Annotated in this window: 10 protein-coding genes; 7 read left to right on the top strand and 3 right to left on the bottom strand. The window is 74.6% G+C overall.

The genetic code is table 11. The annotated features are described in order from the left end of the window. A partial coding sequence (locus RIN80_RS14800) for an antibiotic biosynthesis monooxygenase (protein ID WP_309096043.1) occupies positions 1 to 327 on the top strand: 327 nt, incomplete at its 5' end. A gap of 78 nt (positions 328 to 405) precedes the next feature. On the opposite strand, the gene RIN80_RS14795 is transcribed toward RIN80_RS14800, so the two are convergent. Continuing rightward, positions 406 to 1,758 (bottom strand): diacylglycerol kinase family protein, encoded by a 1,353-nt coding sequence (locus RIN80_RS14795; RefSeq protein ID WP_309096042.1) that lies wholly within the window; start codon positions 1,756 to 1,758, stop codon positions 406 to 408. Between the two features lie 310 nt (positions 1,759 to 2,068). On the opposite strand from RIN80_RS14795, the gene RIN80_RS14790 reads away from it, so the two are divergent. The 4 genes from RIN80_RS14790 to RIN80_RS14775 all read left to right on the top strand — a co-directional run bounded on the left by RIN80_RS14790 (position 2,069) and on the right by RIN80_RS14775 (position 5,619). Then, entirely contained in the window at positions 2,069 to 2,575 is a 507-nt protein-coding gene (locus RIN80_RS14790) for an SRPBCC family protein (RefSeq protein WP_309096041.1), read from the top strand. After that, positions 2,575 to 3,633 (top strand): LLM class flavin-dependent oxidoreductase, encoded by a 1,059-nt coding sequence (locus tag RIN80_RS14785; protein ID WP_309096040.1) that lies wholly within the window; start codon positions 2,575 to 2,577, stop codon positions 3,631 to 3,633. The genes RIN80_RS14790 and RIN80_RS14785 overlap by 1 nt, the downstream gene beginning before the upstream one ends. Positions 3,634 to 4,077: 444 nt before the next feature. After that, positions 4,078 to 4,419, top strand: a complete 342-nt coding sequence (locus RIN80_RS14780; protein ID WP_309096039.1) for a hypothetical protein — start codon at positions 4,078 to 4,080, stop codon at positions 4,417 to 4,419. 96 nt (positions 4,420 to 4,515) lie between these two features. Further along, the gene (locus tag RIN80_RS14775; protein WP_309096057.1) at positions 4,516 to 5,619 is read left to right on the top strand and encodes a GNAT family N-acetyltransferase; all 1,104 of its coding nucleotides are present in this window, start codon (positions 4,516 to 4,518) and stop codon (positions 5,617 to 5,619) included. A 114-nt stretch (positions 5,620 to 5,733) separates the two neighbouring features. Here RIN80_RS14775 and RIN80_RS14770 read toward each other — a convergent pair whose 3' ends face one another. Continuing rightward, a complete protein-coding gene (locus tag RIN80_RS14770; RefSeq protein WP_309096038.1) occupies positions 5,734 to 6,285 on the bottom strand; it encodes a hypothetical protein in 552 nt (183 codons plus the stop codon). A 190-nt stretch (positions 6,286 to 6,475) separates the two neighbouring features. Here RIN80_RS14770 and RIN80_RS14765 point away from each other — a divergent pair, with 190 nt between their 5' ends. Together RIN80_RS14765 and RIN80_RS14760 are read left to right on the top strand one after the other, a co-directional pair. Continuing rightward, positions 6,476 to 9,067 (top strand): SpoIIE family protein phosphatase, encoded by a 2,592-nt coding sequence (locus RIN80_RS14765; protein WP_309096037.1) that lies wholly within the window; start codon positions 6,476 to 6,478, stop codon positions 9,065 to 9,067. A gap of 93 nt (positions 9,068 to 9,160) precedes the next feature. Beyond that, entirely contained in the window at positions 9,161 to 9,853 is a 693-nt protein-coding gene (locus RIN80_RS14760) for a GAF and ANTAR domain-containing protein (RefSeq protein ID WP_309096036.1), read from the top strand. Here the strand turns inward: RIN80_RS14760 and RIN80_RS14755 are convergent. After that, positions 9,844 to 11,979, bottom strand: coding sequence for a SpoIIE family protein phosphatase (locus RIN80_RS14755; protein ID WP_309096035.1), 2,136 nt, complete (start codon positions 11,977 to 11,979; stop codon positions 9,844 to 9,846). The two genes, RIN80_RS14760 and RIN80_RS14755, sit on opposite strands and share 10 nt — an antisense overlap. Between the last annotated feature and the right edge of the window lie 231 nt (positions 11,980 to 12,210).

Genomic DNA, 12,210 nt, shown 5'->3' with positions numbered 1-12,210 from the left:
ATGAGCGTAGTCAAGATCAACGTGCTGACCGTGCCCGCCGAGCAGCGGGAGACGCTGGAGAAGCGCTTCGCCTCCCGCGCACACGCCGTGGAGAGCTCCGACGGATTCGAGTGGTTCGAGCTGCTCCGCCCGGTGGAGGGCACCGACACCTACCTCGTGTACACGCGCTGGCGTGACGAGGAGTCGTTCCAGGCCTGGATGGAGGGGCCGATGAAGGCCGCGCACCAGGGTGGCGGCGAGGGCGGCGAGCGGCCCAGGCCCGCGGCGAGCGGCTCGACCCTGTGGTCGTTCGAGGTCGTGCAGCAGGCCGGACCGAAGAACCCTTAGTCCCCGACGGCGCACAGCGTGAGGTCCCCCGCACCGGCGGTGCGGGGGACCTCACGCATGCCGAGGCCGTGCCGGCGTTCAGCCCTGCCGGGAGCGGCCGGGCGCGGCCGTGCGACCGACCGCGGCCGCCAGCTTGCGCAGCCGGCGCCAGTCCAGCCGCGGGGGCGCCTCGGGGACTCCGGGCCGGTCGCGGGGCACCCGGACCCGCAGGGCGCGCCGGGCGATGCGGCAGTGGACGGGAGCGGGCATGGTGAGCGCCTCACCGTCGAGGCCGACCTCCAGCTGCGGTTCGTCGGCCTGCACGACGACGTGCTGGGCGGTGAGCGCCGTGAGCCCCTCGGGCCGCGGCGACAGCAGCAGCTCGGCCGCTTCCACGGCACTGTCGACGCGGACGGCGAGGACGCCCAGCCGCCCGGAGTTGAGCCGCTCGCGACGGCCAAAGCCGAACGGGTCGTCCATGCGGTACGCGTTGTTGCTGACCAGGACGGCCTGCGGGTCGGCGATGGTCGTGCCGTCGGCCACGGCCGTCAGGCGCGGGCCGCTCTGCCGGGTGAGCAGCTCGGGCAGCCGCTCCAGCGCCGCACCGACCTTGTCCTCGCGGTAGCCGGGGCTCTGGACAACGGCGCCGTACACGCCGAACGAGGCGTTGTTGACGAACGGCCGGCCACCGGCGAAGCCGAGGTCGACACGGAGTTCGACGCCGTCCGTGAGGGCGTCCAGGCAGGTGGCCGGGTCGTCCCGGTCCAGGCCCAGGTCCATCGCGAAGTGGTTGCGGGTGCCGGCCGCGATGACGAGGAACGGCAGGCCGTGCTCGGCCGCGACGGCGGCGACCAGGGCCTGGGTGCCGTCCCCGCCCGCCACCCCGAGCAGGTCGGCTCCGTCGGCGACGGCGGCCCGGGCGAGGGCGGTGACGTCCTGGTGCTGGTCCGGGTCGAGCAGGACGACCCGGGCCCCCAGCGCCTCGGCCTTCTCCTTGAGCTGGAACTTCCCGACCTTGCCGCCGCCGGAACGCGGGTTGAGCAGCAGGAAGGGGCGCTGCGGCGGCGGGGTGCGGTACTCCCTGGCCCGGACCGGCCGCAGGCCCGTGCTGCGCAGCGCGTACCGGCCGCTCCAGACGGCCGCGCACCACAGCAGCAGCGACAGGAAGACCACCCACAGCAGGTTGGCGGTGGCGAAGAGGGTGATGAGGCTGACGGGTGCGACCAGGGCCAGCGTGGCGGCGGCCATGCGGACCGCGCCGCGCCGGGACAGCACCCACCACAGGGCGGCCGCGGTCAGCGCGAGACCCACGAGCGTCACCGCGAGCAGCAGCAGTCCTCGCAGGCCACCGGTGACGAGGGGCAGCAGCACCGCCGACGCGGCCGCGGCCAGGGCCCCCCGGGCGGCCCATCGCTGGCGGCGGTGCTGCCGTTCGGTCATCGCCGATCCCATCTCGCTCCTCCGCTCGAACCGGCGCGTGCGGGCCTTCGAGACCGCGCCCGGCCGTGAACATCGTGCCCGCCGACGGCTCGGCCCGGCCACTGCCGTCCCCATGACTCCCCCGCCGACGGGCACGTCAGACGCGAAGATCCTCCGGGGCGGAGCTATCGGTAGCCTACGCGGCTTGCGTTGCGCGTCCGCGCGCACCGGGGCACGCGGACACCCGCCCCCGCCGCCCGGGGCGTCCCGCCCCCTTGACCCAGTGAGTCTCATTACGCAACTCTGCTGGCACAGTCCCTGTCGCCGAGGAGGCGGACACACGATGGAGTGGACGGGCGCGCGATACGCGGACCGGCCGACGGTGGAGGTGACGACCTGGGTCGCCGCCGCGCCGGAGCGGGTGTGGCCGCTGGTGTCGGACGTGACGCGGATGCCGGAATGCAGCGAGGAGTTGCAGTCGGCGCGCTGGATCGAGGGCGCCCGCGGACCGGCCGTCGGTGCCCGGTTCGTCGGCCACAACCGGCACGACGCGTTCGGCGAGTGGGAGACGACCTCCACGGTCGTCGCGTACGACCCTCCACGGGAGTTCTCCTGGGCCGTGGGGGACCCTGCCGAGCCCAGCGCCGTCTGGCGCTTCACGCTGGAGCCCCGGAACGGCGGGACCGCACTGTCGCAGTGGATGCGGATGGGGCCGGGACGTTCCGGTCTCTCCTTCGCGATCGACGCCATGCCGGAGAAGGAGCAGAAGATCGTGTTCGTGAGACTGCGGGAGTTCGAGCGCGGCATGACCGCCACGCTGGAGCGCATCAGGCAGTGGGCGGAGGCGTGATGCGCACGGCGACCACCGTGGAGGCGTCGGCTCTCGGCTCCTGGTCGCGGCAGGCCGACTTCGTCGTCGAGGCCGAGAAACTCGGGCTCGACGTCTGCTGGGTGGCGGAGGCGTGGGGGTCCGACGCCCCGTCCGCGCTGGGGTTCTACGCGGCCCGTACCGAGCGGATGCTCCTCGGCTCGGCGGTCATGCAGGTCGGGACGCGCACGCCGGTGGCACTGGCCCAGACGGCGATCACGCTGTCCAACCTGTCCGGCGGCCGCTTCCTGCTGGGGCTCGGGCCGTCCGGTCCGCAGGTGATGGAGGGGCTGCACGGCGTGCCGTTCGCCCGTCCCCTGGCGCGGGTGCGTGAGACGGTGGAGATCGTGCGGCAGGCCGTCGCGGGCGGGAAAGTGGCGTACTCGGGCTCGGAGTTCACCATTCCGCTGCCCGGTGGGGAGGCCGTGCCGATGCGGCTTTCCCTGCGGGCCGAGCACCCTGTGCCCGTGTACCTGGCGGCGCTGTCCCCCGCCATGCTGCGGCTGACCGGCCGGGTCGCCGACGGGTGGCTCGGCACCAGCTTCGTGCCGGAGGGCGCGGCGGACGCCTACTTCGCGCCGCTGGACGAGGGCCTGGCCGCCGCCGGCCGCACTCGTGCCGGTTTCGACGTCTGCCAGGGCGCGGAGGTGGCGTTCGCCCGGGACGAGGAGGCGCTGGGCGCCATGGTCGCGGACCGGAAGAAGGAACTCGCCTTCAGCCTGGGCGGGATGGGATCGGCGTCGACAAACTTCTACAACCGGGCCTACAGCCGCCAGGGCTGGGGCGAGGCCGCGACGGAGGTACGGGAGCGCTGGCAGGCCGGCGACCGGGAGGGCGCGGCGGCCCGGGTCACCGACGAGATGGTGCTGGCCACCACACTCATCGGCACGGAGGAGAGGGTGCGCGAGCGGCTGCGCGTCTGGCGGGACGCCGGTGTGAACACCGTCCGGCTCTATCCGGCCGGGGAGACCCTCGACGACCGGCTCGACACCCTCGGCAGGGCGATCGAACTGGTCCGCGAGATCGGAGACGGCACGTAGGGCACCGGCGGGCGGGCAGTCCCCTGCAGGTCATCGGCAGGGGACGCTCGACAGGGGCCCACGCGGTCCAGGACTCACGCACCGGCCGCAGTCGCCCGATTGCCTGCCGGCGGGCGCCGCCGCGGCGCGGGTGCGGCGCCACCATCGGGCGTCAGCCACCCACGCACAGCACTTCCCCGGCCCCGGCCACCCGGACGCCGACGGCCCGTCGGCGTCGGCAGCGCTTTCCGTTGTGTTCCCGCTGCAATCGACCGAGTGGGGCGAATCGGCTCACCGGGGGTTGACTGGGCGGGATGCGCTCGGCCTACTGGAGAGCGCAGCCGGCCCTGACGGGGGGTCTGGTCCGGCGCCGTCCCCGGGTCGGGGTCTCTTGGTGCTCCCCCCGGCTCTACGCAGGTCAGGGGTCTGATGGTGCGGCGGCGAGGGGCAGCGGTGGTGGGGCTTATGACCTGCCTGCTGATGCTGCATCTGCTCGTGCCGGGGCTGGTGGGCGACGCGCGCGCGTCCGTCGCCGTCACGGCGGCGGACGTCGTGGAGCCCGGAGCGCCTTCGAGTGACGCTGCCGAAGAGGCCGGAGAGCCGTGCCCGTACGAGGAGGAGCCGTCGGTCCGGCGGCTCGCGGCGCGGACGCCGCGCGCCGCGGGGGCGGCCGGGGTGAGTGCCGTGGTGGCCGGAGCGCCCCGGGCGGACCGGGCCGCGGAGGTGCCGGCGGCGGCTGCCGGGCGGTGTCCGGCGTCGGGTGGTGCGGTCCCCAACGCCGTGGAGCTGCGCGCGTTCCGCTGCTGATGGCGGCAGTACCGAGCAAGGCCTGCGCCGTGCGGCCCGCGTACTGCCTGGTGCCCTGACGCGGTGATGTGCAGGCCTTCGTGTGTCCCCATGTCGATGACACAGGAGGCGGAGTTGCCCGGAAAGCGCGTTCTCGTTCTGCGGCCGGACGAACTGGGCCCGAACGACCGGAAGATGTGGCGGGAGATCCGGACGGAGTCCGGCGCCCCGGCGAATCCCTTCCTCGACCCGGCGTTCACGACGGCCGTGGGGCGGGTGAGGCCCGGAGCGAGAGTGGCGGTGCTGCAGGACGACGGCTCACCGGTCGGGTTCTTCCCGTACGAAAGGGGACGCCTGGGCCGGGGCCGGGCCGTCGGACTCGGGGTCTCGGACAGTCAGGGCGCCGTGCTGCGGCCCGGGATCCGCCTGGACGCACCCCGCTTGTTACGGGCGTGCGGGCTGTCGTCCTGGGAGTTCGACAATCTCGAAGCCGGCCAGGAGGCGTTCGCACCGTACGCCGCCGAGGAACTCGCCTCGCCCGTCGTCGACATCGGAGAGGGCTTCGCGCGGTACGCGCAGCGGCTGCGGGAGAAGTCGCCGGGTTTCCTCAGACAGACCCTCGCCAAGGAACGCAGGCTGGCCCGGCAGGTCGGCGAGGTGCGGTTCGTGTACGACGCCCGGGATCCGGGGGCCCTGCGGGCTCTGATGGACTGGAAGTCGGCGCAGTACCGGCGCACCGGCCGGCGGGACCGGTTCGCGCAGGAGTGGATCACCCGGCTGGTGGGGCTGCTCGGTGAGAGCGAGGAGCCGGAGTGCCGTGGCGTGCTGTCCGTGCTGTACGCCGCGGGCCGGCCCGTCGCCGCGCACTTCGGTCTGCGCTCGCGCACGGTGCTGTCCTGGTGGTTCCCCGCGTACGACCGCGCCTGCGCCAAGTACTCCCCCGGGCTGGTGCTGCAGTTGCGGATGCTGGAGGCGGCGGCGGCCGAGGGGATCGAGACGGTCGACCTGGGCAGTGGCCCGGCGCGTTACAAGGAGTCGCTGAAGACCCGCGATCTGCGGGTGTACGAGGGGGCGGTGGTCCGGCCGGTGCCGGGTGGAGCCGCCCACTGGCTGGGCCGCGAGCCCGCCCGTGCCGCCCGCCGCTTCGTCCGCCGCCGCCCCCGCCTGGCGGGCGCGGCGGCCCGCACCCTGGAGGAACTGGGCCGCTTGCGCGACCGCTGAGCCCCGCGGGTCGGCCGCGCAGGGCGCCTGGAAGGCCGGCCGCTGGTGGGGGGCCTGTGCCGCCGGAGCCGGGCGTGGACGCGCCCGGCTCCGGGAGCCGGGCGCGCCGTGGTGTCAGCGGGCCGCGGTCCAGCTGTGGGCGACGTCGATGATGACGCGGTCCTCCAGCTGCAGGACGCGGAAGGGCAGCCGGGCGCGGACGCCGAGACCGATCTGGGTGTCGCCCTCGAAGCTGCCGGCGAACCGGGTGTCCCGGAACGTGCGGTAGCCGGTGAGGTCGACGCCCGGGAGCGGGCGCGCCACCCTGCCGGGATACGTGGGAGCCCCCGTCTCCGCGTCGTAGGCGGGCGCGGCCACGCGCACCTCCAGGACCGCGCCGCCGGCCACCGGGATGTGCCGGCCGGAGCCGTCCTGGTACAGGCGGTCGACGTACTGGACGGTGTACCCGACCCCGCTGCCGGCGCCGGGCACGTCGACGACCATCCGGTCGAAGCAGGCGTGCCGGCCCGTCCGGACGTCGGTCAGCGATGCCTGCGTGGCGCCGCTGTCGGTCTTGGCGAGGCTTCCCCAGCCGGTCGGACACGCCGTGACCTGGGTCGCGGCCCGCTGTCCGGTGGCCGGTGCGGCACCGGCCGGGGCCGCCGCCACGCCTGCCAAGGCGCCCATGAACGCGAGCGTCGCGCATGCTCTTCTGATGTGTGTTCCTGCCATTGCCGCCCCCGAGGCTGCGTGCGGATGATGACGGGTGAGACGGCCGACGTGGCCGAAAGGTTGCACTTGCCGCGCCGGAGCGCCGACCATGGCACATCCTGGTGGGGAGCGATGGGCCGGTGCGTCCGTACCGGGAGGACGCGACATGGATGAGGCGACCGCCGTACCGGACGGGCCCGGGTCATCCGGTGGCCGAGGTCAGGACGGCGGGGGTGCCGGCCGGGGCCGGACCGGGGACACGGGGTGGATCGAGGACGTCCTGACGGCCCCGCTGGTCGAGGCCGTCCGGGATCTCGACGGTTACGGCGGGCTGGTCTACCTGCGCTCCCCCGACCGGCGCTCCCTCGTGCTCGCGATGGTCACCGGCGTGCCCAGGTCGCTGCTCAAGAGCTGGTGGCGGGTGCCGGTGGGGGGTGTGCTGCCCATGGCGGAGGCCTACCGGCACGACGAGACCCTGTGGCTGCCGGACGAGCGCGCGACCATGGTCCGTTTCCCGCACTTCACCGCCGGGCTGCCCTACTCGTTCGGCTCCGCCTATCAGCCCGTCCGGGCCGGTGGTGAGGCCGTGGGCGTCCTGGTCGTGTTGCGCTCGGCCGCCCGGGCCCCGATGGAAGCGGAGGCGGTGGGCCGCGCCCTGCGCCCCGCGCAGCGGAAGCTGGCCGAGCGCCTCGGCCGCCTCGTCGCCGGCCGCCTCGTCGCCGGCGGGTCCGGCCCGGGCCTCGCCCCGGGCGTCGTCGAGTACGACGACGAGCCCGTCAGCGTGCGACTGCCCACGCCCGCCGTGCACCCCGTCCGGGTCGGCCTCCTCGACTGGGACCTGGACACCGACCGGTGCACGGCGGACGACGAGGCCCTCGCCCTGCTCGGCATCGACCGGGCCGGATTCGGCGGCACCGTCAAGGCCATCGAGGCCCGTGTCAACCCCGACGACCTGCACGAACTGCGAGCGAGCCGGAGTGACGCGCTCACCCACGGCCGGGTCAGGTCGCGGCACTTCCGGGTGCTGGACGAGTCCGCGGGCGGCGGGGACATCGGCTACCGGCCGGTCGAGCTGTGGGGCCATCTCGTGCGGGGTGCCAAAGACTCCGGCCGGATGCTGGTCTGCGCGCTCGTCGACGCGGCCGTCGGGCTCACCGCGGCCGAGGCCGCCGAGCGGCTGCCCGACGCGCTCTTCTCCCTGGACCAGGACGGCCGGCTGACCTACCTCAACCGGCGCAGCGAGGAGCTGCTCGGATGCGGCCGGGAGGAGCTGCTGGGCCGTTATCCGTGGGAGGTGATCACCTGGCTGCGGGATCCCGCGTACGAGGACCGCTACCGGGCGGCGATGCTGTCGCAGGAGCAGGTGTCCTTCCTCGTCCGCCACCCGGGCGGGGCCCGGCTGAGCTTCGTGCTGTACCCGGACGTGCACGGGCTGACCGGCCGGGTGTATCCGGCCGGTCCGCCGCCCGGGGGCGAGGCGGCGCACGAGGACGGTTCCGCCCCGGCTGCCGTGCCGGGCGCCGCCGCGGTGGCGCCGCCGCCCGGGCCGGTGGCCGAGGCACGGGCCGGGGCGCTGTACCACGTGGTGCAGATGGCGAGCGTGCTCACCGAGGCGGTCACCGTGCGGGACGTGTGCCGGGCCGTGTCGGAACAGCTGCTGCCCGCGTTCGGGGTGCGCGAACTCGCCCTGTACACCGTCCGCGAGGGCCGGATGTACCTGCTGTGGGAGTCGGGCTACCCCGAGGGCTTCCTCACCCCGTTCGAGGGCATCACCCTCGACACGCACCTGCCCGGCGTCCACGCGCTGACCACGCGGCAGCCCTTGTTCTTCGAGTCGCCCGAGGACCTCTCCGGGGCCTACCCGGGCATCGCCCTGGACCGGATGAGCGCCTGGTCGTTCCTGCCGTTGATCGCCTCCGGGCATCCCGTCGGCTCGTGCATCCTCGGCTGGGACGCCCCGCACCGCTTCACGGCCGACGAACGCTCGGCCCTCACCGCACTGAGCGGACTGGCCGCCCAGGCCCTGGAGCGAGCGCGGCTGTACGACGCGGAGTCGGCCGTCGCCCGCGGCCTGCAGGAGGGTCTGCTGCCGCACCGGCTGCCCGCGGTGGAGGGGCTGCGCACCACCGGCCGGTACCTCCCCGGCACGCAGGGCATGGCCATCGGCGGCGACTGGTACGACGTGATCACGACCGGGCGCGGGGTGGCCCTGGTCATCGGGGACGTCGAGGGCCACAGTGTCGGAGCCGCCGCGGTGATGGGCCAGTTGCGCAGCGCCGTGCACGCCTTCGCGGCGAGCGAGAGCCCGCCGCAGGAGGTGATCACGCACACCAACCGGCTGCTCGCCGAGCTGGAGGCGGATGTCTTCGCCACCTGCTGCTACATCGAACTGGACCCGCGCACCGGACGGGCCTTCGCCGTGCGGGCGGGCCATCCGCAGCCGTTGCTGCGCCATCCCGACGGGCGTGCCGAGACGCTGGATCTCGCGGGCGGGGTGATGCTGGGCGTGCAGCCCGACGCGGTCTACCCCGTCACCGCGCTCACGCTGGAGCCGGGCAGCGTCCTCGTGCTGTACACCGACGGGCTCGTGGAGCGGCCCGGGAGCGACATCGAGACGGGGATCGACCGGGTCCGCGGCTGTCTGTCCGCCACCCCGGCGGACTCGGTGGAGCATCTCGCGGACCGGCTGGTGGGAACGGCCCGGCGGGCCCGGGAGCGGCCGGACGACGTGGCGCTGCTGCTGACGGCGTACCGCTGACCGGTCGCGCACGTCACGGGCCGGTTCGGGGACGGACGGGGCGGGCGGCGGGGAGTACGGTGGGCGGAACGGCGAGCGAGGCGGTGGTGGGCGGTGGACTGGCAGCGGTACGCCGAGCAGATGGCCGCGCTCGCCCGCGATCTGGTGGCGCGGGATTCCGTGCAGGCGACCCTGGACGAGATCGCCGCGTCGGCGGTGAAGCTGGTGGAGGGCTGTGACGCGGCCGGCATCCTGACGGTGTCCCGGGGCAAGGCCGTGACGCTGGCCGTCTGCGGTGACATGGTCGAGGAGTCCGACCGGCTGCAGGGCGAGCTGGGCGAGGGGCCGTGCTTCGACGCCGCCCGCCGGGTGGACGGCGAGCGGCTGTTCCGGATCGCCGACATGACCGTGCCGCAGCCGTCCTGGCCGCGCTACAGCCGGGCGGCCCGCGACCTCGGCATCGGCAGCATGACCGGCGTGCTGCTCTACACCCACGAGCAGGACTTCGGTGCGCTGAACCTCTCCTCCCGCCGCCCGGGGGCGTTCGGGCGGGACATCGAGACCGCGGGCTGGCTGCTCGCCTCGCACGCCGCCGTGGCGCTGGCCACCGCCCGCACCGTCGACCAGCTCGAACACGCCCTGGAGACCCGGCACGCCATCGGTGAGGCCATGGGGATCCTCATGGAGCGCCACCGGCTGAGCGAGGACGAGGCGTTCGGCGTGCTGCGGCGCCTGTCCCAGGAGCACAACGTCAAGCTGCGGGACGTGGTGCGGCGCGTGCGGGCGGACCCCTCCGGTCAGAGCTGACCGGCCGGGCCGCGCGCGGCCCGCAGCAGCAGCACGGTGATGTCGTCGCTGTGCCGGCCGGTGGGTGCCTGGTGGCGGACGAGCCGGTCGATGAGCCGCTCCAGGTCGTGGCCGTCGGCGCCGTCCAGGTGCTTGGCCAGGTCGGCCGTGTTCCGTGTGGCGTCGGTGCCCGGGACTTCGACCAGCCCGTCGGTGTAGAGGGCGAGGGTCGTGCCCGGGAGCAGGGGCGTGGTGGTGACCGGGTAGCGGGTGCCGGGGGCGATGCCCAGCAGGGGGCCCGGCTCGACCTCGAGGACGCCGCCCGGGCGGCCGGTGTGGCGCAACAGCGGCGGCACGTGCCCGGCGCTGGCGAAGGACGCCTCGTGGCGGGCGAGGTCGAGATGGGCGTAGAGGCAGGAGACGAGCAGTTCGGAGTCGAGGTCGGCCAGCAGGCGGTTGGTGCGGGCGAGGACCTCGTCGGGGGTGGCTCCGGCGGTGGCGTGGGCGTGGACGGCGATGCGCACCTGGCCCATCAGGGCGGCCGCGGCGACGCTGTGGCCCTCCACGTCGCCGATGACGGCGGCCGCGGTCGTGTCGTCGAGCCGCAGGAGGTCGTAGAAGTCCCCGCCGACCTCGATGCCGTGGCCCGCCGGCATGTAGCGGGCGGCAACGTCCAGGCGGGGCAGGCGGGGCAGGGCCCGGGGCAGCAGGGCGCGCTGCAGTTCGCCCACGAGGCGGTGCTTGGCGTCGTAGAGGAGGGCCCGGTCGAGGGCCTGGGCGATCAGGCCGGACAGTGAGGTGAGGACGGCGCGTTCGTCGGCGGTGAAGGCGTGCGGGTGGGTGTAGGACAGGATGCAGCAGCCCACCGGGCGGCCGGAGATGATCAGCGGGAGGAACGCCCACGCCTGTTTGCCGCTGATCCGGGGGGCCCTGGGGTAGTTGGCCGTCATCTCGGCCGGATGGGCGAAGAAGGCGGGGGTGCCGCTGGCGATGACCTGTCCGGCGGGGGTGAGGTCGGTGTCCAGGGGCAGGGCGTCGAGCCGTTCGACGACGTCGTCGGGGTAGCCGTGGTAACCGGTGATCCTCAGCCGGCCGGCCTCGGCGGAGGACAGCACGAGTCCCTGGGCGCCGAAGGCGGGCAGGATCTGATGGGCGATCAGCGAGACGAGGTCGTGCACGGTGACCGTCTCGGTGAGCGCGGCGGCCAGGTGCACCAGCTGGTAGAGGCGTCCCGTGGGCGCCGCCGGCGCGGAGCGCGCGGCGGCGGGCGCCGGCGGGCTCTCGGCCCGTTCCCCGTGCGGGACGATGCGGACACTGATGCCGCTGGTGTCTGGGTGGAGCTGGAAGACCAGGTGCTGGTCCGGCGGACGGAGCGCGGTGAAGGACACCGGGGCACGGCTGACGACGGCGGTGCGGTAGTGGTCCTCGTAGGCGGGGTCGCCCAGCCAGGGCAGGGACTGCCAGGGGCGGGTGCCGAGCAGCCGGTCGGCGCTGCGGCCGAGCAGCCGGGCCGCGGTGGCCGTGGCGAAGACGATGCGGCCCTCCAGGTCGAGGGCGAGGGCGCCCTCGGGGAGGCGTTCGAGGTAGTCGGCGGCGGCGAGGCCGGTCTGCACCGGGTGGTGTGCGGCCTCCACGGGGACGACACGCGGCTGGTCGGGCAGGGTGGGGGGCCGGGCCGCGTCGTCGAGCAGGCGGGCCATGCGGCGGGCGATGGAGGTGATGTGGTCGCTTTCGCGGGGGGTGAGCGGGCGCGGGCGCATCGCGGGCCACATCAGCACCAGACCGCCCCAGGAGCGCCGGACGCCGGTCAGGGGGACCGCGGTCAGGGCGAACGGGTAGGGCAGGACGGCGGCGGTCCTGGGGTAGCGGCGGGCCATCTCGTCCTGGCTCGCGATCCGGACCAGCCGGTCGTCGCGGATGGCGTCGGCGACGGGCACCGGTGCGGTGAGGGGCAGCCGCTGCCAGGGAGCGGTGAACTCCACCGGCAGGCCGCACACCGCCACCAGGCGCAGCACCGGTTCCGCGTCGTCGATCAGGTACAGCCCGCCGGTCGAGGCGCCGGTGCCGCGCACGGTGTCGGCCAGGGCCGCTCCCAGGTCTTCCTCCAGCGACCCGGCGCCCGCAGGTGGCTCGTTGCTCCCGGACATTGCTGTGTCCTCCCGCTCTTACCCGGACGCTACGCCTCACGGGGCCCGGGGGCACGTCGTGCGGCCGGTCCGCCGGCGGAGGCGGGCGAGCGGGCCCGGTCCGCGGGTGGTCCTGGCAGACTCGGGGCCCTGACGGCGACCGGGAGGGCGGCCTTGCCTTGCAGACACTGACTTCCGAGGAGCCCCTGGCCGTCGCCGTGACGGAGGCGATCCGGGGCGGGGACCTGCCCG

Origin of the sequence: Streptomyces sp. (assembly GCF_031181705.1) — a bacterium.
GTDB lineage: Bacteria > Actinomycetota > Actinomycetes > Streptomycetales > Streptomycetaceae > Streptomyces.
Note: the sequence above shows the minus strand (reverse complement) of the source record. Positions and strands in the feature narration are given on the sequence as shown.

Excerpts from the sequence above, each read along its gene's own strand:
- RIN80_RS14770 (WP_309096038.1), bottom strand. The coding sequence starts at position 6,285 with ATGGGCGCCTTGGCAGGCGTGGCGGCGGCCCCGGCCGGTGCCGCACCG.
- RIN80_RS14780 (WP_309096039.1), top strand. The coding sequence starts at position 4,078 with ATGACCTGCCTGCTGATGCTGCATCTGCTCGTGCCGGGGCTGGTGGGC.
- RIN80_RS14795 (WP_309096042.1), bottom strand. The coding sequence starts at position 1,758 with ATGGGATCGGCGATGACCGAACGGCAGCACCGCCGCCAGCGATGGGCC.
- RIN80_RS14765 (WP_309096037.1), top strand. The coding sequence starts at position 6,476 with ATGGATGAGGCGACCGCCGTACCGGACGGGCCCGGGTCATCCGGTGGC.
- RIN80_RS14755 (WP_309096035.1), bottom strand. The coding sequence starts at position 11,979 with ATGTCCGGGAGCAACGAGCCACCTGCGGGCGCCGGGTCGCTGGAGGAA.
- RIN80_RS14785 (WP_309096040.1), top strand. The coding sequence starts at position 2,575 with ATGCGCACGGCGACCACCGTGGAGGCGTCGGCTCTCGGCTCCTGGTCG.
- RIN80_RS14790 (WP_309096041.1), top strand. The coding sequence starts at position 2,069 with ATGGAGTGGACGGGCGCGCGATACGCGGACCGGCCGACGGTGGAGGTG.
- RIN80_RS14775 (WP_309096057.1), top strand. The coding sequence starts at position 4,516 with ATGACACAGGAGGCGGAGTTGCCCGGAAAGCGCGTTCTCGTTCTGCGG.